The organism is Micromonospora sp. KLBMP9576 (assembly GCF_050941805.1).
Lineage (GTDB): Bacteria > Actinomycetota > Actinomycetes > Mycobacteriales > Micromonosporaceae > Micromonospora.
The window spans coordinates 5,159,582-5,185,381 of the sequence record NZ_CP194567.1 but is presented as its reverse complement, the minus strand read 5'-3'; the positions used below and the strand labels follow the sequence as shown (position 1 = coordinate 5,185,381).

Sequence of the window (25,800 nt, the reverse complement as noted above, 5' to 3'; positions counted from 1 at the left end):
GGAGCTGTCTCAGCCCTTGACGCTGCCAGCGAGCAGGCCGCGCACGAAGTAACGCTGGAGGGACAGGAAGACGATCAGCGGTAGGACGATCGAGACGAACGCGCCGGCGGTGAGCCGCTGCCACTCGTTGCCCCGGGTGCCGGCCATCTCGGCCAGCCGGACGGTGAGCGGGGCGGTCTCGTCGCCGCCACCGGCGAAGATCAGCGCGACCAGCAGGTCGTTCCAGACCCAGAGGAACTGGAAGATGCCGATCGCGGCCAGCGCCGGGGTGATCAGCGGCAGCACGATGCTGCGGAAGATCTTCGGGTGGCTGGCCCCGTCGACCCGGGCCGACTCCATGAGTTCTCCGGGCAGCTGCGAGATGAAGTTGTGCAGCAGGTAGACGGCGAACGGCAGCGCGAAGCAGGTGTGCGCGAACCACACCTGCGCGAACTTCTGTTCGTCGACCAGGTCCCAGGCCGGCAGCACGGTGATCCCGCCGATGGTGACGCCGGTGGAGAAGAACTTCAGCAGCGGCACCAGCGCCATCTGCAGCGGCACGATCTGCAACGCGAAGATCGCGATGTACAGCCAGTCCCGACCGCGGAAGTTGATCCAGGCCAGCGCGTACGCGGCCAGGGCCGCGAAGGCGATCGGGAAGAGCACCGACGGGATGGTGATCGCCAGCGAGTTGATGAAGTAGCTGGCGAGCTGCCCGGACGACGAGGAGCTGCCGAACAGCACCTCCTGGTAGTTCTCCAGGGTGAACGACGGGTCGGTGAAGAAGGTCCACCATCCGCTGCTCTTGATCTCGTTCTCCGGCCGGATCGAGGAGATGAACAGGCCGAAGGTGGGGATGGTCCAGACCACCGCGATGACGATCGAGACGAGGGTCGCGGTGCGGCTGTTCAACCGCTTGCGGACCCGTCCGGCGGTGCTGGTGCCACTGCCGCCGGTCTTCTGTGTGCCGGCGGCGACGGTGGGCGTCGCGGTGGTCATCTCAGCCCTCCCGCTGCTGACGGATGTTGCGGATCTGGTAGATCACGATCGGGATCACCAGGATGAACAGGAAGACCGCCAGGGCGGAGCCCTGCCCGTTCTGGCCGTACCGGAACGCCTGGTTGTACATCTCGTTGGCGATCACGCTGGTGTCGTAGTTGCCGTTGGTGGACGTCCGGACGATGTCGAAGACCTTGAGAGTGGCGATCGACAACGTCACCACGACCACGATCAGCGCCGGCTTGATGCTCGGCATGGTGATCTGCCAGAACATCTGCCAGGGGGTGACCCCGTCGAGCCGGGCCGCCTCCACGATGTCGGCGGGGATCGCCTTGATCGCGGCGGAGAGCACCACCATGGCGAAGCCCGCCTGGATCCAGACCATGATCACGATCAGCAGCAGCGTGTTCAGCGGCGATTCCAGCAGCCACTGGGTGGGCTCGCCGCCGAGGCTGACCACGATCTGGTTGAGCAGGCCGATCTGCTGCTCGCCGTCGCCGCGGTAGGCGTAGACGAACTTCCAGATGATGCTCGCGCCGACGAAGGAGATCGCCATCGGCAGGAAGATCAGCGACTTGGCCACCGCCTCGAACCGGGCCTTGTCCACCAGGACGGCGTAGATCAGGCCGAACGAGGTGGCGACCAGCGGGACGAGGAGCACCCAGACCAGGGTGTTGATCAGCACCCGGACGATCGAGTCCTCGGAGAATATCCAGCCGTAGTTGCGCAGCCCGACCCATTCGTTGCTGTTGCCGTCCATCAGGGACAGCAGCAGGGTGCGGATGGCCGGGACCACCAGCCCGACAGCGAGCAGCAGCAGCGTCGGCAGCAGGAAGAAGAGCGCGAACAGGCCCTCGCGCGGCTTGCGCCGGCGGGGGAGTGGGGCACCGGTCGTGGCGGCGGTGACGAGCTGCGCCTCCCGACGGCGGGCGAACCAGGCCGGCACCACGTCGAGGAGCAGGAGCAGCCCTCCCACCACCAGGACGAAGGCGAGCAGCCCGTACCCCAGCATGAGGAATTTGTCCTTCTCCTCGATGAAGTCGAACTCCATCGACCCTCCTTCAAGGGCTCGGTGACGGACCGGGGGGCCGGTCCGCGTCAGCGGACCGGCCCCCCGGCTCACATCACTTCCAGCTGCTCTCGATGCCGTTGAGCACCGTCGCGGTGTCCTTGCCGTTGATCCAGTCGACCATGCCCTTCCAGAACGTCCCCGCGCCGACGCTGGCCGGCATCAGGTCGGAGCCGTCGAAGCGGAAGACGCTGCTCTTGTCCTGGAGGATCTGGACGGAGAGCTTGTCGATCGGGTTGGCGACGTTGGCCAGGTCGAGCTTGTTGTTCGCCGACACCCAGTCGCCGATCTTGGCGCGGCTGTTGGCGTACTCGCCCGAGGCGAGGTAGGTCTGCACGGCCTGGACCTCGGGGCGGTCGCTGAAGGCCGCGGCGAACTCGCCGCCACCAAGCACGGGCTTGCCCTTGCTGGCGTCGATGGCCGGGAAGTAGAAGGCGAAGACGTCGCCGTCCTCGGCCACCTTCGTGCCCTTCGGCCACTGGTTGGCGTAGAAGGACGCCTGGCGGTGCAGGGCGCACTTGTTCTCGAGGATCGGCAGGCCGGCCTCGCCGAACGCGGTGGTGGAGATGCTCTTCACGCCGCCGAAGCCGCCGTTGACGTACTTCTCGTTCTTGAGGATGCTGCCGGCCCGGTCGACGGCCTCGACGACCCGCGGGTCGTTGAACGGGATGCCGTGGCTGGTCCACTGGTCGTAGACCTCGGGGGTCTGCGTCCGCAGCATCACGTCTTCGATCCAGTCGGTGGCCGGCCAGCCGGTGCCCTCACCGGACTCGATGCCCGCGCACCACGGCTTGGTGCCGGCGCCCGCGATCTGGTCGCTGAGCTTGATCATGTCGTCCCAGCTCGTCGGGACCGTCCAGCCCTTCTCCTTGAAGGTCTTCGGCGAGTACCACACGAAGGACTTCACGTTGGAGCCGAGCGGGGCGCCGTAGAACTGGCCGTTGACGGTGCTGTACTTCAGCCAGTCGGCCGGGTAGTTCTCCTCGGCCATCTTCTTGGTGTCGGCGCCGACCGGCTTGAGCTTGCCCGAGTCGACGAAGCGCTTGAGCAGACCCGGCTGCGGGATGAACGCGAGGTCGGGGGCGTTGCCGCCGTCGACCCGGACGTTGAGCTGGGCCTCGAACTCGCCGCTGCCCTCGTGGTCGATCTCGATGCCGGTGCAGTCCTCGAACTGCTTCCAGGACTGGTCGAGGCGGTCGGCCTCGATGTCCCGGATGGACGAGTAGATCGTGACCTTCTTGCCCTTGTTGTCACCGTACTTTTCGTATGCGGCGCACTCCGCGGAGCCCGCGGTGTCACTCTTGTCGTCATCGCCGGTGCCGCAGGCGGTGGCGCTCAGCGCCAGCCCCAGCACGCCGGCGATCGCGAGAGCCTGGCGTGATCTGGCAAACGCCATGCCGTTCTCCTTCCTTGCCGGCGCGTGCAGGGTTCAACCCCGCGCCGGTCCGATGGGCGTCACCACATGTAAGCGCTTGCATCTGGGCCGGTCCACCCCTAGCCGGACACGAGCGAGTAACAATCCCGAAACCCCTTGGCCGCCGGGTGGGCACGCTCCCACAGGGGAGGTCGACCCCTTTCCATCGATGATGCTTTCTGACACGCTGACTGCATCCGATCGAAGGATTTCGACATAGGAGGTGCTGGATGGGTAAGCGGTGGTTGGGCCTGCTGGCGACCGGTCTGCTGGCGGTGGGCGTGCTGCTGCCGGCGACCCCGGCGATGGCCGCGCCCACGTTCAAGGTCCCGTTCCCCTGCGGACAGTCCTGGTCCGGCCAGACCCGGACCGGCCACAGCCCGGCCAGGGCGGTGGACTTCAACCGCACCGACGACCTCGGCGACCCGGTGGTGGCGAGCGCCCCCGGCACCGTCGACCGGGTGACCGACCTCGGCGGCACCAGCTACGGAAAGTACGTCCGGATCAACCACGGTGGCGGATACAGCACCTACTACGCCCACCTCAACGGCTTCAACGTCTCCGTCGGCCAGAGCGTCGGCTACGGCAAGGTGATCGGCTGGGTCGGCAGCACCGGCGGCTCCACCGGGCCGCACCTGCACTACGAGCAGCGCCTCGACGGCGCCGACATCCAGGTGCGGTTCAACGGCGCGTTGGCCTACTACTGGGGCACGAAGAGCTACTCCAGCGACAACGGCTGCTCCGGCTCCGGCACCGGCTCCGGCACCGTCAACACCAGCGGGACGCCCCTGACCGTCCGCACCGGGCCGGGCACCGGCTACGCCACGGCGGGCACCGTCGCCGACGGCGCCCAGGTGACCATCCAGTGCCAGACCAGCGGCACCAGCGTCACCGGCACCTACGGCACCAGCACGATCTGGGACCGGATCGGCTCGGGCCGCTTCATCGCCGACGCGTACGTCCACACCGGCTACGACGGGTACATCCCCAACGTGCCCCGGTGCTGAGCTGACGCGCGGGCCCCGGGCCTCGGCCCGGGGCCTCGCGCGGGGTCGGGTCCACCCGCGCCGCCGACAGGGGTGCCCTAGCTGTTCAGGCGCCAGATCGCGAAGTTGAGCGCGGCGGCGAAGGTGACCCACGCCCAGTACGGCAGCATCAGCAGCGTCGCCGGGCGGGAGACCCGACTGAACAGCGCGACAGTCACGCCGATCGCCACCCACATCGCCAGGATCTCGACGAAGGCCAGCCCGTAGCGGCCGGCGCCGAAGAAGAGCGGGGTCCAGATCGCGTTGAGCACCAGCTGGGCCAGCCACGCCCCGAGGGCCGGGCCGAAGCCGACCCGCCGCCAGGCCAGCCAGCCGGCCACCGCGATCATCGCGTAGAGGAGGCTCCAGACCGGTCCGAAGAGCCAGGACGGCGGAGCCCAGGCGGGCTGTTCGAGGCTCGCGTACTCGGCCGTCGTGCCCTGCACGCCGAGCCCGCCGATCGCCGCGGCGACGGCCACCGCGACCCCGAAGCCGAGCAGCGCCCACCACTGCCGGGCGCCGCCCGTCCGTTCAGCGTTCCGAGACGTCTCCATGGACCGGATATCTCCGCCGGAGGCGGCGGGTAAACCCGCGCCCACCCTGCCGGCAGCACGACACCGAGGTCGTCGTGCCCGGATGCTCCTGTCGGGAGGACGGAGTTCCGGTCACGACGACCTCGGTGGTCCAGGGATGGCGGCCCGTGGCCGCCACGTCAATTGAAGATGCTCACACCACCCGGCCCGACCAGCAGGCCCACCACGATGAGGACGACGCCCCACAGGATCTGCCGCCGGAACAGCGCGAGGATGCCGGCGACCACGAGTACGACTGCGAGAATCCAGAGAATCAGCTCCATGGCTGCTGAATACCCGAGCTCCCGATGCCGGAAACCTGCGGCTGATCAAGGTGATCGCCCAGGTGGTAGACGCTGTACGCCTGCTTGATCACGGGGTGGGCGACGTTGCGGACGCGGACCCCGCCGGGCGTGGTGCCCCGCTCGGTGCCGGCGTGCGCGTGCCCGTGCAGGGCCAGGGCGGTCGGCGCCGAGTCGATCGCCTGGCCGAGCTGGTACGACCCCAGGAACGGGTAGATCTCCAGCGGCTCACCGGCGAGCGTGTCCGGCACCGGCGCGTAGTGGGTGAGCGCCACGAGCACGTCGCAGTCCAGCCCCCGCAGGGCGGCGGACAGGGCGTCCGCGCTCTGCGTGGTGGTCCGGACGAACGCCTTCATCTCCGGCTCGCCGAAGTCGCTGGCGCAGCGGCCGGCGAACCCGCCGCCGAACCCCTTCACCCCCGCGACACCCAGCCGGCCGCCGGGGCAGTCCAGCACGACGCCGTCGCCCTCCAGCACGGTGATCCCGGCGTCCTCCAGCACCTTGACCACCTGCGGGACCTGGTCGCACTGGTGGTCGTGGTTGCCCAGCACGGTGACCACCGGCACGCCCAGCCCGCCGAACTCGGTGGCCACGCACCGGGCCTCGGCCTCGGTCCCGTGCCGGGTCAGGTCGCCGGCGAGCAACAGCGCGTCGGCGTGTTCGGGCAGTTCGTCCAGGGCGGGCCGGAACCGGCCGACCACGTCCTCGTCCAGATGCACGTCGCCCACGGCGGCGATCCGGATCACCATGGAACCTCCTCCTCAGGGCAGTTGCTCGATCTCCGTGGGCGCCTGCGTCCGGATCACCCCGATGTCGCTGGTGATCGGCACGTCCGGGAAGTGCTCGGCCACCCGGCGCAGGATCTCCTCCCGGCGGTGCGCGCTCTCCACCTCGCCGTAGAGCACGAGGCCGCGTTCCCGGCGGACCACGGTGATGCCCTGTTCGGCCACGCCCGGATCCTCGGTGAGCAGCCGGTGGACCTCCGCCTCGACATACTCGTCCGGTGGTCCGGTGGCGACGTCACGGTGCTCGGTCACGGTGTCCCCTCTCCCTCCGGGGTGCCGGGACGCGGCACCACCTCCAGCCGGTCGAGCAGCACCAGGAACGCCTCCGCGTACGGCGAGTGCTGCGTCTCCTTGCGTACCCGTTCCCAGTCGATCTGCTCCCGCAGCGAGCGGGCCAGCGGCAGACCCCGGGCGAAGTCGCAGTAGTGCTGCGAGAAGCTCAGCAGCTTGTGCACCATGAGTTGGGTGGCCGAGAGGACCGGCATGTGGATCGCGTCGACCGGCCGTACGACCGTGTCGGCGAACGTCTCCTCGGTCACCGGCGTCTCGATCGGCCGGTGGATCAGGTCCACCATCCGACCGTCGTCGAAGACCTTGACCAGCCAGTCCTCGGGCGGGCGCTCGGCGGTGAAGCCTGCCGCGACCAGCGCCTCCAGGCAGCGTTCCACGTCGACCTCGCGGATCAGGAAGTCGACGTCGTGCTCGCTGGAATGTCCCCCGTGGGCGTACACGGCGAAGCTGCCCCCGAGCGCGAAGGGAATCTCTTCCTGCTTGAGCACGGCGGCGACCTTCTTCAGCGTGTGCACCAGGCTCTCGTCCCCGCGCTCTGCCATTGGCGTCTCCCGTCGAAAGGTGGTGGGCGGCTGATTCCCACTGCGGTACCCGGCTTGCCGGCGGGCCACACCTGGCAGGAGGCACGGTCGGGGTCAACCAGGATGAACCGCCACAAACCGACGAAAGCGTCGGGCGCGGGTCGGATAGCCTGTGCAGAGTGTCCAGATCACCGCAGGCGCGGCGCGGCAGGGCCCGATTGCGCGCCGTCGCCCTGATCGGCATCGACGGCTCGGGCAAGACCACCCAGGCGTACCGGCTCGCCGAGGCGCTGACCACGGCGGGACGCCCCGCCACCTACCACCGCAACGCCGGCGGGCGGCGCTGGCTGGGCCGCCTCGCGCACCGCCTCGGCCGCCCCGACGCCCAGCGGCTCGTCGGGCGCGGCGGACTGCTGGCGGTGGAGTCCGTGCTGCGCTGGCTGGCCATCGCCGTCGCCCTGCTCTGCTGCCTGGCCACCGGTCGGGTCGCGGTCATGGACCGCTACTCCGCCTGCCAGTACGCGAGCATCCGCGCGCACGGCGGCCAGCGCTGGGAGCGGCTGGCCCGGGTCGGCTACCGGATGTTCCCGCGCCCGCAGGTGACGTTCCTGCTGACCGTCGATCCCGCCGAGGCGTACCGGCGGATCGAGCAGCGCGGCACCGACCACGAGAGCATGGGGTACCTGACCGCCGCGGACACCGCGTACCGCACCCTGCCGGAGTACCCGACGTTCGTGGTGGTCGACGCCGGACGCCCGCCCGAGGAGGTCTCCCGGGAGATCCAGGCCCACGTCGCCGAATGGTTGGCCGCCGGCGGGCCCGCCACCGACCCCACCCCGCAGCCGGCCACCCCGCCGATCGTGCGACCGGTCGCCGCCCCGGGTTCGCCGCCGGTCGCGTCGCCCGCCGCGCCGTCGGGCGACGTGCGGGAGGCCGTGCCGGGCGTCGCGCCGCCTGCCACCGGACCCGCCGCGGAGCCGGTCGCGGCGGCCGGCTGACCACCTGACCTGCCGGCATGCCCGGCGACCGCCTCGCGCCGGCCGGGGTGGGGCACCGCGGGCGGTGGCGGGGGTGGCATGGTCTACCTGAGGAACGGCGGCGGCGCAGGGCCGGGCCCGGCGGCGGGCGGAAGGCGCCGCGGCCGGGCGCGGCGCCGGCCGGGAGGCTGCGGTACGCGGGGCGGCGCGGCACGTAGCGCGGGAGTACTTTCCTCAACACGCGCAGTCATGGTTGACGCTCGGGCCTGGTGAAAGTAAGTTTCATCCGTGGCGAAGAGTCCGAAGATTTCTGCGAATCACGAGCCGGGTGGGCTGATCGTCCACATCAGCGGCCTGCTCCCGTCGTTGTCGCCGGCCGAGCAGCGGGTCGCCCGGCTGGTGGTCGCCGACCCGGCCGCCGCCGCGCGTCGCACCATCACCGACCTCGCCACCGCCGCCGAGACATCCGAGGCGACCGTCATCCGATTCTGCCGGTCCGTCGGCATGGACGGGTACCCGCAGCTAAGGATCCGGCTCGCCGCCGAGGCCGCCCGCCGGATCGAGCCGCCGGACGCGCGGGTGGTCGGCGGCGACATCCCGCCCGGGGCCGACCTCGCCCAGATCATCGCGACCATCGCCTTCAACGACGCGCGCGCCGTCGAGGAGACAGCCGAGCAGCTCGACCCGGCGATCTGCGAGCAGGTGGTGGACGCCATCGCGGGAGCCAGCCGGATCGACGTCTACGGGGCGGGCGCCAGTGGCTTCGTCGCCTCGGACTTCCAGCAGAAGCTGCACCGCATCGGGCGCATCTCCTTCTACTTCCCGGACGTGCACACCGCGCTGACATCGGCCGCGCTGCTCGCGCGGGGCGACGTGGCGGTCGGCATCTCGCACACCGGCACCACCTCCGACGTGATCGAGGTGCTGGAGCAGGCGCGGGCGCGGGGGGCGGTGACGGTGGCGCTCACCAACTTCCCCCGCTCGCCGATCACCGAGGTGGCGGACTTCGTGCTCACCACGGCGGCCCGCGAGACCACCTACCGATCCGGCGCGATGGCGAGCCGGCTGGCGCAGCTCACCGTCGTCGACTGCCTCTTCGTCGGGGTGGCCGCACGCAACCGCAACCGGGCCCGCAAGGCACTCGAGGCGACGGCCGAGGCGGTCTGGTCGCACCGGGTCGGCCCGGGACGGAAGCGGTCATGACGGCGGGCGCGGTGGGGCCGCACGAGGTGACGTCGCCGTTGGCCGCCCGGCCGGTGATCCGGGTCGGCGCGCCGACGGAGCGGCGCAACCCCCTCAGCACGGACCTCGACCTCATGTCGACCCGGGACGTGCTGACCGTGATCAACGAGGCGGACCGGCGGGTGCCCGGGGCCGTCGCGGACGTCCTCGACGAGATCGCCGCGACGGTGGACCTGGCCGTGACCGCCCTGCGCGGCGGGCACCGGGTGCACTACTTCGGCGCCGGCACCTCCGGGCGCCTCGGCGTGCTCGACGCCGCCGAACTCGCCCCCACCTTCAACTCGCCCCGGCACTGGTTCTGCGCCCACATCGCGGGTGGACCGGAGGCCATGTGGCGGGCGGTCGAGGACGCCGAGGACGACGACCGGGGCGGTGCGGCCGAGGCCGCCGACTGCGTACGGGCCGGGGACCTCGTGGTCGGGCTCGCCGCCAGCGGGCGCACACCGTACGTCCTGGGTGCGCTCGCCGCGTCGCGGGCCAAGGGGGCCTCGACGGTGCTGCTCTGTGCCAACCCGGAGGCGGAGGCCGCCCGGGCGGTGGACGTCTTCATCGGCGTCAACACCGGCCCGGAGGTCGTCACCGGGTCGACCCGGATGAAGGCGGGCACCGCGCAGAAGCTGGTGCTCAACACGTTCTCCACGGCGGTCATGGTGCGGCTGGGCCGGGTCTACTCCAACCTCATGATCGACATGCTGGCGACCAACGCCAAGCTCCGGGGTCGGATGATCTCGATCCTGATCGAGGCCACTGGCTGCTCGGAGGAGATCTGCCGACGGGCCCTCACCGACGCCGACGGCGACATGAAGGTGGCGCTGGTCTCGCTCGTCACCGGGGTGGAGGTGCCGGCCGCGCGGGCCGCCCTGGCCCGCTCCGCCGACCAGGTCCGCGGCGCCCTGGCCCTGCTCGCCCCCTGACCCACCCGCCGCCCCCGGCTGCGACCCGCGTCACGTCCCGGTAGGGATCCGCGGCGCGGATTGTTCACCTGGGGGTGGGGTAATACCACGGGCGTAGATGGACCGACCCCGTCCACCGCGCGGATCCGACCCGACAGTGACCGGAATCGCAGCGCTGCGGTGACCCGGGTCGCTGCGCCCGCCGTACGGGCGGTGCTGCCATGTATCGGGCTGGCCGGCGACCCGTAGCCCCCGACATGGAGCCCGTGGCAGTGCGGCCATCCGGGGTGCTGACAGCAAACATGGATCGCGCTCTCAGCGGATTATCAGGCATTCGTGACACTTTCGACTCACGCCACGGAATCCCCGCCACGTCTCAACTGTTGTGTAGGTGTCAGCACCGGTGGGCACAGCGGAGGTGCGGGGCAGGGCTGATGGACGTGGGGATGGCAAGGAACCGGGCAACCGGCGCGAGCGAGGGGACCGTGGGCAACGTGGACAAGAACATCGGCATGCGAACCGACGAGGTTGCCGAGGAGCGCGACCTGGTCGGCGTCTACCTTCACGAGATCTCCCGGACGCCACTGCTGGACGCCGCCAGGGAGGTGGAACTCTCCAAGGCCATCGAGGCCGGCCTCTACGCCGAGCACCTGCTCGGCGAGGACCGGATCCCCGCCGGCGCCGACCGGGACGACCTGGAGCGGCTGGTCGCCGAGGGCGAGGGGGCGAAGGACCTCTTCATCCGGGCCAACCTGCGGCTGGTCGTGTCGATCGCCCGCCGCTACGTCCGTTCGGGCATGCCCATGCTGGATCTGATCCAGGAGGGCAACACCGGGCTGGTGCGCGCGGTCGAGAAGTTCGACTACGTGCGCGGCTACAAGTTCTCCACCTACGCGACCTGGTGGATCCGCCAGGCGATCAGCCGGGCGATCGCCCAGCAGGAGCGCACCGTGCGGCTGCCGGTGCACCTGGTCGAGGACGTCAACCGGATGCGCAACGTGGCCCGGCAGCTCACCCGCGAGCTGGGCGCCGACCCGGAGCCGGAGCAGATCGCGGCCTCGCTCGGGGTCACCGTCGAGCGGGTCAACGAGCTGGTCCGCTGGTCGCAGGACACCGTCTCGCTGGACACCCCGATCGGCGACGACGGCGACACCAAGCTCGGCGACCTGGTCGCCGACAGCGACGCGCCGTCGCCGGAGGAGATCGTCCTCACCGGGCTGGAGCGGCAGCGCATCGAGGGCCTGCTCAACCACCTCGACGACCGTTCGGCCGGCATCATGCGCGCCCGCTACGGCCTTGAGGACGGCCGGGAGCACTCCCTCACCGAGGTGGCGTCGCGCTTCTCGCTGTCGCGGGAGCGGATCCGTCAGCTGGAGATCCAGGCGCTCGGCCGGCTCCGCGAGCTGGCCCGGGCCGAGGGGCTCCAGGCGGCCTGAGCGGTGCGGTAGCAACAGCGGCGAACGGCCGGCGTCCGATGCGACGCCGGCCGTTCGTCGTGTGGGTCGCTCAGCGGACCCGGCCGTAGCCCTGGATGGACATCATGTTCATGCCCCGTTTGAGCACGTTGCGGCCGGCGCTCGGGGCGTCGATCACCTGGCCGCCGCCGACGTAGAGCGCCACGTGCCCGAGCCCGCTGTAGAAGACGAGGTCACCGGGCTGGAGCTGACTCCGGCTGATCTTGGTGACCGCGCTCCACTGCATCCGGGTGTTGTGCGGCAGCGACTTGCCGGCCGCCCGCCAGGCCGCCGAGGTCAGGCCCGAGCAGTCGTAGCCGTTCGGCCCGTCGGCGGCCCACACGTACGGCTTGCCGAGCGCGCCGTACGCGTACCGCACGGCGACGCCGGCCCGGCCGGAGACCGCCGGGGCCTTCTTCGCGCTGTCGGGCCGGGCGGCCGGCTTCTCCGTGGCCTGACCGTACGCCTGCCGGCGCAGCTCGTAGAGCTGGGCCAGGTCGCGTTCGATCCGCTTCTTCGCGGCTGTCGTCTGCTTGACCTGGGCCGCCTGGCGGGCCAGCGTGACCTCCAGGCGGGTCTTCTCGTCGAGCAGCCGGCGCTGGTTGGCGGTGAAGTTCGAGATCTTCTCCTGCCGTTGCCGGGCGAGCTGGTCGAGCATGCCGAGGCGGTCCAGCAGCGTGTCGGCGCCACCGGGACGCAGCAGCGTCTCGGCGGTGGTCAGGTTGCTGCCGGTCTTGTACGCGGTCACGGCCATCTCGCCGACGTCGGCCCGGCTCTGTTCGGTCTCCTGCTCCAGCGGGCCGAGCCGGCTCTGCACACGCGCGGCGGCGGCCTCGTTGGCCTTGATCTCCTCCCGGAGCTTGTTGTAGGCCTCGACGACGTGTTCGAGCTCGGTGGAGGACTTCTCGATGCGCCGGGTCAGCTCGGCGGGGGACGGCTCGGCCCGGGCGGGTGCCGCCGGTGTGAGCAGCGCGGCCGAGATCACGGTGACTGCCAGGGCGCGCAGCGTGTTGCTCAGGGACGACAAGAGCGGAAGGCTCCTCTCCCATCGGCCGCCGTGGGCTGCTGACGCCCCCGGCGACGCCGACCGGTGCTGTCCGGTTGGACAACTGTCGACCGGGCCGGCCCCGACAACCTATCCCGGGGCAGGAGTGATGCGCAGTTGAAGCAGGGTCGAATGTTGGCGGAGTGACGGAAATTCCTGGTGTCCCCGTCCGTCGCGAGTCGGGCCGATCCGGGCGCAACTGTCGACATTGAGGGCATGTTGCCCTTATTGCGCGCTTTGTCGTTGTCTGCGGATGCCGGCGGAGGCCGGGCCGGCATGACCGACAAGCCCGACTTGGCCGCCGGAAAGTCCGGCCCGCGCGGGCGCCGCCGGAGGGCGGCGGCCGGAAAGCCGCACCCGGGATGGCATCCGCGCCACACAATGGGGCCCGCAGCCGGGAATCCCGTCGACCGGCGTCGATGCTCGGCCGTCGACGGGAGCCGACCCGGCACCAGCCGCGGGAGGTAGACAACCGTGAACCCTCAAGGCGCCACCCGACAGCCGCGACCGACCACCCGGAAGCACACCCTCCTCTACGCCCGGCCGGGCATCATCGTGACCGTCGACCGGTTCACCGTCGGACGCAACAGCTGGCAGGTCGCCGAGCTGACCCACCTGGACATCGGCCGGGGCCCGCACGACCGGGTCGCGGTGCGGGCCGTCGCGGTCACCGGCGCCATGATCGTCGGCGTCGGACTGCTGCTCGGCTTCACCGGCGGACTGCAACGGCTCACCGCCGGGGCGTACCTCGTCCTGGGCCTGGTGTTCCTGCTGCCGGTGCTGGTGGCGGCGGTGGGCGACCGGTGGCGACCGCCGGCGTACGAGCTGTGGGGCCAGCGCAGGGGCGCGCGGATGCTGCTGTTCAGCAGCGACGACGAGCGGCAGTTCGGCCAGGTGACCCGGGCCCTGCGCCGGGCCCGCGAGATGCACCGGTACGGCGGCGGGGAGGACCCGCTCGCCCCGGCCGGCCCCTGGCGACCCCGCCGGTGAGCCTGGCGACCCCGCCGGTGAGCCGCGTCAGCCGGCGACCGGCTCCGGGGTGCGCTCGGCCTGCCCGGCCGTCAGCCAACCGCTGACCCGACGTTCGGCGTAGAACGACACGAACGGCACCGTGCCGGCCAGCATCACCAGGATCATCCGCTTCAGCGGCCAGCCGGCCCGGCGGGACAGGTCGAAGGCGGCCACCAGGTAGAGCATGTAGAGGAAGCCGTGCGCCTGGCCCACGGTCTCCACCAGGATCGGCTCGTCGAAGCCGTACTTCATCGGCATGCCGATCACGACCAGCAGGATCAGCGCCACGCCGACGATCCAGGCGATGACTCGGTACCGGGTCAGGGCTGCGCCCACCGTTGTCCATCCTTTCCGCGGCCGGCCTCTCAGCCGGGGTAGTCACCGGAGCTCGCGCCCGGGTTGTCGTTGCGCCAACGCAGGTAGTGGTTGTAGGCGGCCAGGTCGCCGTCCTCGCCGCCGGCGGGGGCGGCGGGCACGCGGACGACCCGTACGGGCCGGCGTACGGCCGGTCGCGTCCCGGTGGCCTCCGTGGCGGCGGCCGGTCGCGTCCCGGCGGTGGCCCCCGGTTCGTCCTCCGGCGCCGGACGCAGGGTGAGCCGGACCTCACGCCACCAGACGAAGACCACGAAACCCGCGAAGATCGGCCACTCGACCGCGTAGCCCCAGCTGATCGCGTTGCCGGCGGCGGCCCGGCTGACCTGCCACCAGCCCAGCGCCAGGAAACCGACGACCAGCACGACCATGGCCACGTGGCGCGCGATCCACGCCGGGGTCCAGAGCCGCTTCATGGCATCGAGAGTACCGGGGACATCCGCGCTCTCCGACGCCGCGTCGTAGGACGGGATGGTTTGGTGGCACCCGCCGTGGGCAACCGTCTAGACGCGAGCACAAACCAGACCAGGGGGGTCGATCATGACGGGACCGGTTAGGCAGGACGACTTCGGCAGCCCGGAGCAGCGGCTGCCCGAGTGGGACGGCGACCACGTCCACGACAGGGCCACCGGCCAGCCGGACCCGCTCGACGGCGAACTGCTCGGCGTCGACCCGGCCGAGCTGACCGACGAGGACCTGATCCGGGAGATGCACAGCCTGCACCGCACCCGGCTGGACACCCTGCGGCACGCGGCGGACTCCGCGCTCGCCAACCACCTGCGGCGCACCGCCGAGCTGGAGACCGAGTACCTCGCCCGGCACCCCGGGCGCGAGGTCGACCCGAGCCGGCTGCGGGACGCGTGATGGCGCACGCCGAGCGCGGGATGTCCGCGCCGCCGGAGGTGGTGTTCAGCATCGCCACCGACCCCGACCGGGCCACCGCGTGGCTGCCCGAGCCGCTGCGGGCCGACGGCAGCGCGGCCGGGGAGGCCAGCGCGGAGGAACTGCGCGCCCGGTGGAGCGCCGCCGACGCGTGGTCGGCCGAGATCCGGGTGGAGCCGGCGCAGGCCGGTGGCGCCCGGACGCGGCTCGACCTGACCGGCGGACCGGACGCCGAGCGGCTGGCCGACGAGGCCCTGGACAACCTCGCCCGCGAGGTGGCCGACAACCTGCAGGCCGGCTGAACCGGCGGTGCCGCCGGCGGGCCGAGCCGACGGTACGACCCGAGACATCGAGGAGAACGGTGAGCGACCTGAAGGAGAAGGTGGCGCGACTGCGCCAGGCGTACGCGCCGCACGAGCACCGGCCGCTGGGCGGGTACCTGGCGGCGATGGGCACCTACGCCGGGGTGACCGCCGGCATCGCCGGACTGGTCCGGGCGACCGGCCGTCCGGTGCCCGAGCGGCCGGCCCCGGCCGACGTGGTGCTGCTCGCCATCGCCACCCACAAGCTGAGCCGGCTGCTGTCGAAGGACGCCGTGACGAGCCCGCTGCGGGCGCCGTTCACCAGCTACGACAGGCCGATCGGCAGCGGCGAGGTGATGGAGCAGGTCCGGGACCAGGGCAGCTCCACCCGGCACGCGATCGGTGAGCTGCTGAGCTGCCCGTTCTGCCTCGCGGTCTGGGTCGCCACCGGGCTCACCGGCGGGCTGGTCCTCGCCCCCCGGCTCACCCGCCTGGTGGCCACCGCGCTGACCGCCGTGGCCGCCTCGGACTTCCTCCAGATGGCGTACGCGGTGGCCCAGCAGGCCGCCGAGGGCCACGGACCGGACAAGGACTGACCGACGTACCCGACGACGAAGGGGCCGGCGCGGGCCGGCCCCTTCGTCGTGTCGTCGGAGGATCAGGTCGGGGTGGTGCCGTGGTCCTCGCCGGCCCAGCCGCGCGAGGACTCCGGCTCGCGTTCGTCGGCGTCCGCCCCGGTGATGACGTCCCGGTCCACGGCGGTGCGGTCGTGCTCGTTGGCGAAGTCGGGCTCCGGCAGGGTGTCCCGGCCCTCGGGGGGTTGGCCGAGCGCCGGCAGGTCCTCGTGCCGTTCGTCGTGGTGGGGCATTCCGCTCTCCTCGCTGTGTCGTCGTCCGCGCACGTCAGGTGACCGACCCACCGAGCAGGTCGGCCACCTCGTCCACGGAGTACTCGCCCTCGGGCAGGGCGGCCATGCGGGTGAGGAGCTGCGCGGGCATCTCCGCGGCGACCGCCCGGCGGTAGATGTCGGCCTGGCTGATCCGCTCCTGGCCGTGGTAGAGGTCCTCGAGCAGGTCGTCGAGGCGCCGGGTGTCCGGCTCCTCGATCACGAGCTCCTCGATCACGGGCGCGTCGGTCACGGGTGCGTCATCGGTCACGTCGGTCAGCTACCCGTCCCCGAATGGGTCAAACGTCACCGCGCGGGGGTGGCCGCCGGTGTGCGGCGGCGGGTGCGCACGGCGGCGGCCAGGTGCGCGAGGACCTCCTGGGTGGTGTCCCAGCCGATGCAGGCGTCGGTGACGGAGCGGCCGTACGTCAGTTCGCGGGTCGGATCGAGGTCCTGGCGGCCGGCGAGCAGGAAGCTCTCCAGCATGATCCCGACGAGGCCCCGCTGGCCGGCGGCGAGCTGGTCGGCCACGTCGGCCGCCACCCTCGGCTGGTTGCGGTGGTCCTTGCCGCTGTTGGCGTGGCTGGCGTCCACCACCACCCGCTCGGGCAGGCCGGCGGCCCGCAGCAGGTCCAGGGCCCCGGCCACCGACTCCGCGTCGTAGTTGGGTCGGCCGCCCCCGCCGCGCAGCACCAGGTGCCCGTCCGCGTTGCCCCGGGTGTGCAGGATCGCCGGCGTGCCGGAGAAGTCGATGCCGGGGAAGACGTGCGGTACGCCGGCGGCGCGGATGGCGTCCACGGCGGTGCCGATGCTGCCGTCCGGGCGGTTCTTCATGCCGATCGGCATCGACAGGCCGGAGGCGAGCTGCCGGTGCACCTGGCTCTCCACCGTCCGCGCGCCGATCGCGCCCCACGCCACCGTGTCGGCGATGTACTGCGGGGTGATCGGGTCGAGGAACTCGCAGCCCACGGGCAGCCCCAGGCGCAGCACGTCGAGCAGGAGCGCGCGGGCGGTACGCAGACCGGTGTTGACGTCGCCGGAGCCGTCCAGCGCCGGGTCGTTGATCAGGCCCTTCCAGCCCACCGTCGAGCGGGGCTTCTCGAAGTAGACCCGCATGACGACCAGCAGGTCGTCGGCGACCCGGTCGGCGGCGGCGCGCAGCCGGCGGGCGTAGTCCAGGGCGGCGGCCGGATCGTGCACCGAGCACGGGCCGACCACCACCAGCAGGCGGTCGTCGGCGCCGTCGAGCACCCGGCCGACCGCGCGCCGCCCGGCCAGCACGGCCGAGGCGAGCGAGTCGTCGAGGGGCAGCTCGTGGTGCAGGAGGGCCGGGGTGGTCAGCGGCACGACGCGGTCGATGCGCTGATCGCTGACCCGATCGGTCTCCGGGGTCGTCACGGTGGTGGATCCTTCCGCCGACCGTGCCCCGGTGCCGGTGCCCGGGTCGAGCCGGCTGCTCGTACGCAAAAGGGCAGGAACGGAAGCTCCTGCCCGGCCGGCTCGATCGTGGGTGACGTCAGATCATGGTGAAGTCACCGGCGCGAGCCGGCTGCCTAAACCATCGATACGAACGCGTCACGCGGCCCAGCGTACCCGACGGGCCCGCACGGTCCACCCGATCGTCGGAAAAGAAACGCCCGGCGTTTACCTGCGTCGATGCGTGCGAGGGTAACTTCATCGACACCCACCGCTGCTTCTCCGGAGGTTCCCGATGGACCGTCGCACCATCCTGCGCGCCACCGTCCTCGGCGGTGCCGCCGCCTTCTCCGGCAGTCTCTGGGCCGGCGCCGCGCTGGCCGCCCCCGCTCAGCCCGGCGCCAGCCCCTACGGGCCGCCCGGCGCCGCCGACGCCAACGGCCTCCAACTGCCCGCCGGCTTCACCAGCCGGGTGATCGCCCGCTCCCGCCAGGTGGTGCCCGGCACCTCCTACCCGTGGCACGACGCGCCCGACGGCGGCGCCTGCTTCGCCGCCGGCACCGGCTGGATCTACGTCTCGAACTCCGAGATCATGACCACCGGTGGGGCCTCCGCCGTGCGCTTCGACGCCGCCGGCGGCATCGTCTCGGCGTACCGCGTCCTGTCGAACACCAACCGCAACTGCGCGGGCGGCGCGACCCCGTGGGGGACCTGGCTCTCCGGCGAGGAGGTCAACCGGGGGTACGTCTACGAGACGTACCCGCAGGGGGGCCAGGCCGGGGCGCGGCGGGCGGCGATGGGCCGGTTCAACCACGAGGCCGCCGCCTGCGACCCGGCCCGCCGGGTCGTCTACCTCACGGAGGACGAGAGCAACGGCTGCTTCTACCGGTTCCGGCCGACCACCTGGGGTGACCTCTCCGCCGGCACCCTGGAGGTGCTGGTCGCCGGCACGGGCACCAGCGGCCCGGTGAGCTGGGCGCGCGTGCCCGACCCGGACGGCTCCCCGACGCTCACCCGCAACCAGGTCGCCGGGGCGAAGAGGTTCAACGGCGGTGAGGGCTGCTGGTACGCGGACGGCACCTGCTGGTTCACCACCAAGGGCGACAACCGGGTCTGGGCCTACGACGCGGTAGGCCAGGGCATCGACCTGGCGTACGACGACTCGCTGGTCTCCGGCACGGCGCCGCTGACCGGGGTGGACAACATCACCGGGGCCCGCTCGGGCGACCTCTACGTCGCCGAGGACGGCGGCAACATGGAGATCAACGTGATCACGCCCGCGGGGGTGGTCGCCCCGTTCCTGCGGATCACCGGGCAGTCCTCGTCGGAGATCTGTGGGCCGGCGTTCTCGCCCGACGGCGGTCGGTTCTACTTCTCGTCGCAGCGCGGCACGTCCGGCTCGTCGTCCGGCGGCATCACCTACGAGGTGCGCGGCCCGTTCCGCTCCTGACCGGCGCCCGTCCGCCCCGGCCCGCGGACACCCGCCGGGGCCGGGCGGGATCTTGACGCGCGTGCCGGCGGCGACGACGGGGTATGTGTGCGGTCATGACTGACGAGCAGAGCGACCAGGAACGGGTGGAGTCCCGCGCACACCTGCTGCCCGAGGAGGCGGCGGCCGGCAGCGACGACCCCCGGGCGCAGGCGGCGGCCATCCTCGCCGAGTCCGACATCCGGGAGGAGGACCGCAACGCCGCGCCGGACACCGTGCTGGAGCAGCGCACCTCCGATCAGACGGTGGCCGTGGAACCCCCGGACTGAGCCTCGGCGCCCCGGGCCCGCCGCGAGCCCCGGTAGCTGTGCTCCCGCAGCCAGGCGAGCGGCCCCGCCGCCCGCAGCCCCGGGGGCAGGTTGCCGATCGGGTCGAAGGCCAGTGCGGCGTCCTCACCGGCGTCGAGCCGGGCACCGATGCTCACCTGACCGAACGGCCGCCACCGCCCGACGGCGGACGCGACCGCGAGCACCAGGCGCGGCGCGTCCGTCCGGGCGGCGGCGGCCACCTCGGACAGGCTGCGACCCAGCCCGGGGGACTCCGGGTCGGCCAGGGCGGCCAGGAAGAGCCGCCGCCGCCCCGCGCGAAACGACATGATCGTGCTGTACGTCCCCGCGAAACGCCGCCGGGGCAGCGGCAGGTTCCGCAGCACCGGCGCGGCCCCGCTGGAGCTGACCAACAGGTCGAACGGCCGGCCGGGGTCCCGGTGCAGCCGCACGGCCAACCCCAGCACGTCCGGCCAGCCGCCCGGGGTGGGCACGCCCTTGGAGAGCCGGAGGGTGGCCCGGAAGCGGCCCGGTTCGTCGAGCAGCGGCACCCCCGTCGGCGGCCCCGGCGCACCCCAGACGGTGACCTCGCCGGCGAAGGAGTGGCCCGCGGGGTGCAGCAGGCGGGCCCGACGGAGCCTGGTGAGCGCGGCGCTCGCGCGATCGAGCGCGACGGCAGCCCGGTCGGTCACGCTGGTGGCTGGCGGCATGCCTTCCCGGTACCCGGACGGCGACGCTCGATGCCTCGCCGTGTGCGGCGGGTGCCCTCTTCGCGTACCTGATCGGATAGCGTCGTGCCATGCCCGACAGCGGTTACCCCTGGCCCATCGAGACCACCCGACTGGACAACGGCCTGCGCGTGGTGGTCAGTGAGGACCGCACCGCCCCGGCGGTCGCCGTGAACCTCTGGTACGACGTCGGCTCCCGGCACGAGCCCGAGGGGCAGACGGGCTTCGCCCACCTCTTCGAGCACCTCATGTTCGAGGGCTCGGTCAACGTGGCGAAGACCGAGCACATGAAGCTGGTGCAGGGCGCGGGCGGCTCGCTCAACGCCACCACCAACCCGGACCGCACCAACTACTTCGAGACCGTCCCCGCCGAGCACCTGGAACTGGCGCTGTGGCTGGAGGCGGACCGGATGGGCGGGCTGGTCCCCGCGCTGACCCAGGAGACGCTGGACAACCAGCGCGACGTGGTCAAGAACGAGCGACGCCAGCGCTACGACAACGTGCCCTACGGCGACGCCTGGCTGCGGCTGCTGCCGCTGCTCTATCCGCCCGGGCACCCCTACCACCACGCCACGATCGGGTCGATGGCCGACCTCAACGCCGCCGACCTGGCGACCTTCCAGGCGTTCCACCGCACCTACTACGCGCCGAACAACGCCGTGCTGACCGTGGTGGGGGACGCCCCGGCAGCCGAGGTGTTCGCGCTGGCCGACAAATACTTCGGGGCGATCCCGCCGCGCGAGCGGATCCCGCCCGCGCCGGACGGCCGCAGCGTCGCGGGCGCCGGCCGGCCGGCCGGGGAGACCGTCACCGCCGACGTGCCGGCACCGCGCGTCTACATCGCGCACCGCACCCACCCCTTCGGCACCCCCGGCTACGACGTGTCGACGGTGCTCGCCACCGTGCTGGGCAGCGGCCGGGGCAGCCGCCTCTACCAGCGCCTCGCCGACGGGGAGCGGATCGCCCAGCCCGACCTGGTCGGGGCGTACGGGGTGGACCTCGCGCACGCCCCCGCGCCGCTGATCGCCACCGCCACGGCCCGTCCCGGGGTGAGCGCCGAACGGCTGGCCGCCGGGCTGGCCGAGGTGGTCGACGAGTTGGCCACCGTCCCGGTCACCGCCACCGAACTGGACCGGGCCAAGTCCCTGCTGAGCACCTCGTGGTGGCGGCAGCTCTCCACGGTGGACGGCCGGGCGGACACGCTCGGGCGCTACGCCACCCAGTTCGGCGACCCGGCCAAGGCCGCCGAGCGGCTGCCGGCCTGGCTCGCGGTGACCGCCGAGCAGATCGCCGAGGCCGCCGCCGAGGTGCTCGCTCCCGCCGACCGGGCCACCCTGACCTACCTGCCCGAGGAGAAGCCCTGATGACGCTGATCGCCGACCGTCCCGGGCCCGGCGCGGCCCGCCCGTACCGGTTCCCGCAGGTGGTCCGCCGCACGGTGGCGGGAGGCCAGGTCGTCGCCGCGCACCTGCCCGGGCAGAACCTGGCCGTGGCGCTGCTGCTGCTCGACGGGGGCGCCGGCCGCGAGCCGACCGGCAAGGAGGGGCTCGGCGCGGTGCTCGCCAAGGCCCTGGAGGAGGGGACCACGCAGCGCGACGCGTCGGCGTACGCGCTGGCGATCGAAGGGCTCGGCACGGAGCTGGTGGCCGGGCTGGACTGGGACTCCTTCCAGGCCAGCGTGCAGGTGCCGGTGGAGCGGCTGGGGGCCGCCGTGGAGCTGCTCGCCGAGGCGGTGCGCACCCCGAAGCTGGACCCGGACGACGTGCGGCGGGTCCGCGACGACGAGGCGACGGCGCTGCGGATGGACTGGGCCAGCCCCGGCCCCCGCGCCGACGCGGCGCTGCGCGCGGACCTGTTCGGCGCCGACAACCGCTGGGGCCGTCCCCTGTACGGCGACCCGGAGTCGGTGGCCGCCCTGGACGTCGAGGACGTCACCGTCTTCCACTCCGAGTGGTTCATCCGTCCCGGCACCCTGATCGTCGCCGGCGACCTGGACCGGCTCGACCTGGACGCGCTCGGCGCGACGGCGTTCGCCGGCACCGGCGGCGGGCCGGTCGACCGGGGCGGCCCGATCGAGGTGCCGAGCCGTCCCGGCCGGCGGATCATCCTGGTGGACCGGCCCGGCTCGGTGCAGTCCACGCTGCGGCTGGGCCACCCGTCGCCGCACCGCGCCCACCCCGACCACGTGCCGATGACGCTCGCCGGCACGGTGCTCGGGGGAGCGTTCACCTCCCGGCTCAACCACCTGATCCGCGAGGTGCGCGGCTACACGTACGGCATCCGGGGAGACTTCGCCTCGTCCCGCCGGTTCGGTCGGTTCGGGGTCAGCTCCGGGGTGCAGACGGCGGTGACCGCACCGGCCCTCGTCGAGTCCGTCGGCGAGATCACCCGTACCCGCCAGACGGGGGTGACCGAGGACGAGCTGGCGGTCGCGCGTTCCTGGCGGGCCGGGCAGCTCTCGGTCGAGTTGCAGAGCCCCCGGGCGATCGCCGCCGCGTTGACCACCCTGGTCGTGCACGACCTGCCGGACGACCACCACGCCCGGCTGCGGGAGGCGTTGCTCGCCGCCGACGTGGCGCAGGTCTCGGCGGCGGCCGCCGCGTACCTGCGCCCCGACGAACTCACCCTCGTGGTGGAGGGCGACGCCGCGGTGATCCGCGACGAACTCGTCGCCACCGGCCTGGGCGAGCTGGTCGAGCAGTCCGTCTGACGGCCGGCGGCGGTGTGACCTGGGTCGCGTCGCCGTCGGTGGTCGTCGCCGGCCCGGCCGGCCGGGCCGGCGTGGATGCTGCGGCCACCCGCCCCGGCGGCCCCGGTTCTTGCGGGCCGGGGCCGGGTGCGCCGGTGTCGTTGCGGCGCCGGCGGGGGAGCGGGCGGCGCCGGGCCACCGGTGTGACCCGCGCCGACGGTGGGAAACCGTTGCCGCTCGGGTCGCCGGGCTGGGTAGCCTCGCGGGCATGAGGATCGGCATTGTGGGGGCCACCGGCCAGGTCGGTGGCGTGATGCGGCAGGTGCTGGCGGAGCGGAAGTTCCCGGCGGAGCAGGTGCGGTTGTTCGCCTCGGCGCGCTCGGCCGGGCGCGCCGTGGCCTGGCGGGACGGCGAGGTGACCGTGGAGGACGCGGCCACCGCCGACTACTCCGGGCTCGACATCGTGCTCTTCTCCGCCGGCAAGGGCACCGCGAAGGAACTCGCGCCCCGGGTCGCCGCAACCGGGGCCGTCGTCATCGACAACTCGTCGGCGTTCCGGACGGACCCCCAGGTGCCGCTGGTCGTCGCCGAGGTCAACCCGCACGCCGCCGCCGTACGCCCCAAGGGGATCATCGCCAACCCCAACTGCACGACGATGGCCGCGATGCCGGTGCTGCGCCCGCTGCACGCCGAGGCGGAGCTGGTCAGCCTGGTCGTCTCGACGTACCAGGCGGTCTCCGGCGCCGGCCTGGCCGGCGTCGCCGAACTCGACGAGCAGGTCCGCAAGGTCGCCGAGCACGCCGCCGGCCTCGCCTTCGACGGTGCGGCGGTCGAGTTCCCGGCCCCCCGCGCCTTCGCGGCGCCGATCGCGTTCAACGTGCTCCCACTCGCCGGCTCGATCGTCGACGACGGCAGCTTCGAGACCGACGAGGAGCAGAAGCTGCGCAACGAGAGCCGGCGCATCCTGGAGATCCCCGGGCTGCGGGTCTCCGGCACCTGCGTGCGGGTGCCCGTGTTCACCGGCCACTCGCTCCAGGTCAACGCGCGGTTCACCCGCCCGATCACCCCGCAGCGGGCCCGCGAGCTGCTCGACGGTGCTCCCGGCGTGGCGCTCGCGGACGTGCCCACCCCGCTGCTGGCCGCCGGCCAGGACCCGACGTACGTCGGGCGGATCCGCGCCGACGAGACCGTCGAGCACGGCCTCGCCCTGTTCTGCTCCAACGACAACCTGCGCAAGGGCGCGGCGCTCAACGCGGTGCAGATCGCCGAACTGGTCGCCGCCGAGCGGCGGTCGGTGTGACGGCCGACGAGACCCAGCGGGCGTTGGCGGAGCTGGTCGCCGGCCACCGGCTGGGGGTCCTGGCCACGCTCAGACGGGACGGGCGCCCGCAGCTCTCCACCGTCAGCTACGCCTTCGACCGCGCGGCGGCGCTCATCCGGGTCTCGGTGACCGACGGCCGGGCCAAGACCGCCAACCTGCGCCGGGACCCGCGCGCCTCCTTCCACGTCAGCAGCGACGACGGCTGGGCGTACGCGGTCGCGGAGGCGCGCGCCGAGCTGACGCCGGTGGCCGCCGACCCGGACGACGCGACAGTGGCGGAGCTGGTCGACCTCTACCGGACGATCCAGGGCGAGCACCCGGACTGGAGCGACTACCGCCGGGCGATGATCGCCGAGGGACGCCTCGTGCTCCGGCTGCACGTCGAACGCCTCTACGGCGCCCCACCGCGCACCTGACCCGGCCGAGGCGCGGCGCGTTACCCCGTCCGGCCGGCGGGTAGACGACCCGTGCCGACACCGAGAGGGGAGCACCATGACAACGGTCGGAGAGTTCATGACGACCCGGTTGGTGACGATGGACGGCAACGACACGCTGGCCGCCGCGGCGCGGGAGATGCGCGACAGCGCCATCGGCGACGTGGTGGTGACCGACGGCGACAACGTGGTCGGTATCGTCACCGACCGGGATATCACCGTGCGGGGCGTGGCGGAGAACCTGGACCCGAACTCGACCCCGCTCAACCGGGTCACCAACAAGGACATGATCACGGTGAGCCAGTACGACGACGCGGTGTCCGCCGCGGACCTGATGCGGACCTACGCCGTACGCCGGCTGCCGGTGATCGACGACGGGCGGCTGGTCGGCCTGGTGTCGATGGGTGACCTCGCCGTGGAGCGGGAACCGCAGTCGGTGCTCGCGGACATCAGCGCCGACGACCCCAACAACTGACCGCCCGCCGCGACGCGCCGGCTTCCCGGGTGGGAGCCGGCGTGGCGGCGTCAGCGACAACACCCGAGGGGCGGCGGGCCGAGGCCGGGCGAGCTGCCCGACCCGGGAGCGACGCGCTGACCTGGGGCGGACCGCCGTGACTATGATCTTTCCGTGTCAGCCCAGCCCCCCGCACCAGGCCGAACTCCTCCGACCGGATGGCGACCCGTCCACGGCGGTCCCGCCGGGAACCACCCCATCGGGGCGTCGCCGGCCCCCGTCCCGACGGCGGGAACCTGGTCGGTCGGCAGGTCCGTCGGGACGACGCTGCTGCTGGTGCTGCTGGGCGTCGTGTTCGTCGGGCTCAACACCGGCGTCGCGTACGTCGCCATCGGCACGAAGGTCGTCCCGATCGTCACCGGGGTGCTCTTCTGCCTGGTCTTCGTGATCGCCGTACGGCTGCTGCACCGGGCCGCGTGGCTTTCCTTCCTCGCGTTCGCTCCGGCCCTGTTCGTGCTCGTGGGGGCGGTGCAGTTCGCCCCGGAGGCGGCGTTGGAGGCCCGCGGCGTGCGTCAGGAGGTGTCCATCGTCGACGTCGCGGTCACCGGCAAGCGGCACGCCTTCACGCTGCAGGGCGCCGACGGGCGCCTCGACGAACCGCTGGTCTATCAGGGCAGCAACCCGGGCTACCAGGTCGGCGACCGGCTCGCCGTGCTCACCGATCCGGACGGGAAGGTCGAACTCGAAGTCGCCGACCGGGTCGACTCCAGCGGCATGCTGGGGATGCTGATTCTCGGCTGGGTCGGCTGGACCCTCATCGCGCTGCTCGCCGGGTGGCGCGGACACGTCCGTCGCCGGAAGGGCCGGGTCGACATGTGGTGATCCGGGGTCGCCGCCGCGGACGCGGCCGGCCCCGCGGCCGAGGACAGTTCCCGACTCACCCGATCCGGGCGAGGTTGAGCCCGCACCGGAGGGGGACCCC

Annotated in this window: 32 protein-coding genes; 17 read left to right on the top strand and 15 right to left on the bottom strand. The window is 72.5% G+C overall.

The window, feature by feature from the left end:
- Positions 1-9: 9 nt before the first annotated feature.
- The 3 genes from ACQ452_RS22895 to ACQ452_RS22885 form a co-directional block, all read right to left on the bottom strand.
- Positions 10-978, bottom strand: coding sequence for a carbohydrate ABC transporter permease (locus ACQ452_RS22895; RefSeq protein WP_433387198.1), 969 nt, complete (start codon positions 976-978; stop codon positions 10-12).
- Position 979: 1 nt separating this feature from the next.
- Positions 980-2,029, bottom strand: a complete 1,050-nt coding sequence (locus tag ACQ452_RS22890; protein ID WP_433387196.1) for a carbohydrate ABC transporter permease — start codon at positions 2,027-2,029, stop codon at positions 980-982.
- A gap of 73 nt (positions 2,030-2,102) precedes the next feature.
- On the bottom strand, positions 2,103-3,443 hold the full coding sequence (locus ACQ452_RS22885; protein WP_433387195.1) for an ABC transporter substrate-binding protein: 1,341 nt from the start codon (positions 3,441-3,443) through the stop codon (positions 2,103-2,105).
- Between the two features lie 248 nt (positions 3,444-3,691).
- On the opposite strand from ACQ452_RS22885, the gene ACQ452_RS22880 reads away from it, so the two are divergent.
- Positions 3,692-4,468 carry a peptidoglycan DD-metalloendopeptidase family protein gene (locus ACQ452_RS22880; RefSeq protein WP_433387193.1) on the top strand — a complete coding sequence of 259 codons (777 nt, stop codon included), beginning with the start codon at positions 3,692-3,694 and terminating at the stop codon, positions 4,466-4,468.
- A 77-nt stretch (positions 4,469-4,545) separates the two neighbouring features.
- Here ACQ452_RS22880 and ACQ452_RS22875 read toward each other — a convergent pair whose 3' ends face one another.
- From ACQ452_RS22875 to ACQ452_RS22855, 5 genes are all read right to left on the bottom strand, one after another.
- A complete protein-coding gene (locus ACQ452_RS22875) occupies positions 4,546-5,040 on the bottom strand; it encodes a TspO/MBR family protein (RefSeq protein ID WP_433387192.1) in 495 nt (164 codons plus the stop codon).
- 158 nt (positions 5,041-5,198) lie between these two features.
- Positions 5,199-5,342 carry a GPGG-motif small membrane protein gene (locus ACQ452_RS22870; RefSeq protein ID WP_165947907.1) on the bottom strand — a complete coding sequence of 48 codons (144 nt, stop codon included), beginning with the start codon at positions 5,340-5,342 and terminating at the stop codon, positions 5,199-5,201.
- On the bottom strand, positions 5,333-6,109 hold the full coding sequence (locus ACQ452_RS22865; RefSeq protein ID WP_433387190.1) for a metallophosphoesterase family protein: 777 nt from the start codon (positions 6,107-6,109) through the stop codon (positions 5,333-5,335). The genes ACQ452_RS22870 and ACQ452_RS22865 overlap by 10 nt, the downstream gene beginning before the upstream one ends.
- A 12-nt stretch (positions 6,110-6,121) precedes the next feature.
- The gene (locus ACQ452_RS22860) at positions 6,122-6,397 is read right to left on the bottom strand and encodes a hypothetical protein (RefSeq protein WP_433387189.1); all 276 of its coding nucleotides are present in this window, start codon (positions 6,395-6,397) and stop codon (positions 6,122-6,124) included.
- Positions 6,394-6,978 (bottom strand): nucleotidyltransferase, encoded by a 585-nt coding sequence (locus tag ACQ452_RS22855; RefSeq protein ID WP_433387187.1) that lies wholly within the window; start codon positions 6,976-6,978, stop codon positions 6,394-6,396. The genes ACQ452_RS22860 and ACQ452_RS22855 overlap by 4 nt, the downstream gene beginning before the upstream one ends.
- 158 nt (positions 6,979-7,136) lie before the next feature.
- On the opposite strand from ACQ452_RS22855, the gene ACQ452_RS22850 reads away from it, so the two are divergent.
- The 4 genes from ACQ452_RS22850 (at position 7,137) to ACQ452_RS22835 (ending at position 11,505) form a co-directional block, all read left to right on the top strand.
- Positions 7,137-7,955, top strand: a complete 819-nt coding sequence (locus tag ACQ452_RS22850) for a thymidylate kinase (protein WP_433387185.1) — start codon at positions 7,137-7,139, stop codon at positions 7,953-7,955.
- 267 nt (positions 7,956-8,222) lie between these two features.
- Positions 8,223-9,137 (top strand): MurR/RpiR family transcriptional regulator, encoded by a 915-nt coding sequence (locus ACQ452_RS22845; protein ID WP_433387184.1) that lies wholly within the window; start codon positions 8,223-8,225, stop codon positions 9,135-9,137.
- Entirely contained in the window at positions 9,134-10,090 is a 957-nt protein-coding gene (gene murQ / locus ACQ452_RS22840; RefSeq protein WP_433387183.1) for an N-acetylmuramic acid 6-phosphate etherase, read from the top strand. The genes ACQ452_RS22845 and murQ overlap by 4 nt, the downstream gene beginning before the upstream one ends.
- A gap of 425 nt (positions 10,091-10,515) precedes the next feature.
- A complete protein-coding gene (locus ACQ452_RS22835) occupies positions 10,516-11,505 on the top strand; it encodes a sigma-70 family RNA polymerase sigma factor (protein WP_433387181.1) in 990 nt (329 codons plus the stop codon).
- A 70-nt stretch (positions 11,506-11,575) separates the two neighbouring features.
- Here the strand turns inward: ACQ452_RS22835 and ACQ452_RS22830 are convergent, their stop codons facing one another.
- Positions 11,576-12,550 (bottom strand): NlpC/P60 family protein, encoded by a 975-nt coding sequence (locus ACQ452_RS22830; protein WP_433387180.1) that lies wholly within the window; start codon positions 12,548-12,550, stop codon positions 11,576-11,578.
- 492 nt (positions 12,551-13,042) lie between these two features.
- Here ACQ452_RS22830 and ACQ452_RS22825 point away from each other — a divergent pair, with 492 nt between their 5' ends.
- A complete protein-coding gene (locus tag ACQ452_RS22825; RefSeq protein ID WP_433387178.1) occupies positions 13,043-13,558 on the top strand; it encodes a DUF6232 family protein in 516 nt (171 codons plus the stop codon).
- A gap of 27 nt (positions 13,559-13,585) precedes the next feature.
- Here ACQ452_RS22825 and ACQ452_RS22820 read toward each other — a convergent pair whose 3' ends face one another.
- Both ACQ452_RS22820 and ACQ452_RS22815 read right to left on the bottom strand, forming a co-directional pair.
- Positions 13,586-13,915, bottom strand: a complete 330-nt coding sequence (locus tag ACQ452_RS22820; protein WP_433387177.1) for a DUF3817 domain-containing protein — start codon at positions 13,913-13,915, stop codon at positions 13,586-13,588.
- A gap of 29 nt (positions 13,916-13,944) precedes the next feature.
- A complete protein-coding gene (locus tag ACQ452_RS22815; protein ID WP_433387175.1) occupies positions 13,945-14,367 on the bottom strand; it encodes a hypothetical protein in 423 nt (140 codons plus the stop codon).
- A 121-nt stretch (positions 14,368-14,488) separates the two neighbouring features.
- Between ACQ452_RS22815 and ACQ452_RS22810 the strand changes: the two genes are divergently transcribed.
- From ACQ452_RS22810 to ACQ452_RS22800, 3 genes are read left to right on the top strand one after another with little or no spacing between them, the layout of a single operon-like run.
- A complete protein-coding gene (locus tag ACQ452_RS22810) occupies positions 14,489-14,815 on the top strand; it encodes a DUF6158 family protein (protein ID WP_433394353.1) in 327 nt (108 codons plus the stop codon).
- Positions 14,815-15,135: a hypothetical protein gene (locus tag ACQ452_RS22805; RefSeq protein WP_433387174.1), complete on the top strand. Its 321-nt coding sequence runs from the start codon at positions 14,815-14,817 to the stop codon at positions 15,133-15,135. Before ACQ452_RS22810 ends, ACQ452_RS22805 begins: the two co-directional genes overlap by 1 nt.
- 59 nt (positions 15,136-15,194) lie before the next feature.
- Complete coding sequence (locus ACQ452_RS22800) at positions 15,195-15,731, top strand: DUF1360 domain-containing protein (protein ID WP_433387173.1); 537 nt, start codon at positions 15,195-15,197, stop codon at positions 15,729-15,731.
- A 62-nt stretch (positions 15,732-15,793) separates the two neighbouring features.
- Here the strand turns inward: ACQ452_RS22800 and ACQ452_RS22795 are convergent, their stop codons facing one another.
- From ACQ452_RS22795 to ACQ452_RS22785, 3 genes are read right to left on the bottom strand one after another with little or no spacing between them, the layout of a single operon-like run.
- Complete coding sequence (locus tag ACQ452_RS22795) at positions 15,794-16,003, bottom strand: hypothetical protein (protein WP_433387171.1); 210 nt, start codon at positions 16,001-16,003, stop codon at positions 15,794-15,796.
- Positions 16,004-16,037: 34 nt separating this feature from the next.
- A complete protein-coding gene (locus ACQ452_RS22790; protein ID WP_433394352.1) occupies positions 16,038-16,301 on the bottom strand; it encodes a hypothetical protein in 264 nt (87 codons plus the stop codon).
- A 26-nt stretch (positions 16,302-16,327) separates the two neighbouring features.
- On the bottom strand, positions 16,328-17,419 hold the full coding sequence (locus ACQ452_RS22785) for a 3-deoxy-7-phosphoheptulonate synthase (protein WP_433387170.1): 1,092 nt from the start codon (positions 17,417-17,419) through the stop codon (positions 16,328-16,330).
- A gap of 313 nt (positions 17,420-17,732) precedes the next feature.
- On the opposite strand from ACQ452_RS22785, the gene ACQ452_RS22780 reads away from it, so the two are divergent.
- Both ACQ452_RS22780 and ACQ452_RS22775 read left to right on the top strand, forming a co-directional pair.
- Positions 17,733-18,887, top strand: coding sequence for an alkaline phosphatase PhoX (locus ACQ452_RS22780; RefSeq protein ID WP_433387168.1), 1,155 nt, complete (start codon positions 17,733-17,735; stop codon positions 18,885-18,887).
- Positions 18,888-18,982: 95 nt separating this feature from the next.
- A complete protein-coding gene (locus ACQ452_RS22775; protein WP_433387167.1) occupies positions 18,983-19,195 on the top strand; it encodes a hypothetical protein in 213 nt (70 codons plus the stop codon).
- Here ACQ452_RS22775 and ACQ452_RS22770 read toward each other — a convergent pair.
- A complete protein-coding gene (locus tag ACQ452_RS22770) occupies positions 19,165-19,902 on the bottom strand; it encodes a phosphodiesterase (protein ID WP_433387165.1) in 738 nt (245 codons plus the stop codon). The genes ACQ452_RS22775 and ACQ452_RS22770 overlap by 31 nt on opposite strands.
- A gap of 89 nt (positions 19,903-19,991) precedes the next feature.
- Here ACQ452_RS22770 and ACQ452_RS22765 point away from each other — a divergent pair, with 89 nt between their 5' ends.
- From ACQ452_RS22765 to ACQ452_RS22740, 6 genes are all read left to right on the top strand, one after another.
- On the top strand, positions 19,992-21,284 hold the full coding sequence (locus tag ACQ452_RS22765; RefSeq protein WP_433387164.1) for a M16 family metallopeptidase: 1,293 nt from the start codon (positions 19,992-19,994) through the stop codon (positions 21,282-21,284).
- A complete protein-coding gene (locus tag ACQ452_RS22760) occupies positions 21,284-22,630 on the top strand; it encodes a M16 family metallopeptidase (RefSeq protein ID WP_433387162.1) in 1,347 nt (448 codons plus the stop codon). Before ACQ452_RS22765 ends, ACQ452_RS22760 begins: the two co-directional genes overlap by 1 nt.
- A 247-nt stretch (positions 22,631-22,877) precedes the next feature.
- A complete protein-coding gene (locus ACQ452_RS22755; RefSeq protein ID WP_433387160.1) occupies positions 22,878-23,909 on the top strand; it encodes an aspartate-semialdehyde dehydrogenase in 1,032 nt (343 codons plus the stop codon).
- Complete coding sequence (locus tag ACQ452_RS22750; protein ID WP_433387159.1) at positions 23,906-24,346, top strand: PPOX class F420-dependent oxidoreductase; 441 nt, start codon at positions 23,906-23,908, stop codon at positions 24,344-24,346. The genes ACQ452_RS22755 and ACQ452_RS22750 overlap by 4 nt, the downstream gene beginning before the upstream one ends.
- A 76-nt stretch (positions 24,347-24,422) precedes the next feature.
- Positions 24,423-24,839 (top strand): CBS domain-containing protein, encoded by a 417-nt coding sequence (locus ACQ452_RS22745; RefSeq protein WP_433387157.1) that lies wholly within the window; start codon positions 24,423-24,425, stop codon positions 24,837-24,839.
- A 315-nt stretch (positions 24,840-25,154) separates the two neighbouring features.
- Positions 25,155-25,700 (top strand): hypothetical protein, encoded by a 546-nt coding sequence (locus ACQ452_RS22740; RefSeq protein ID WP_433387155.1) that lies wholly within the window; start codon positions 25,155-25,157, stop codon positions 25,698-25,700.
- Positions 25,701-25,800 lie beyond the last annotated feature (100 nt).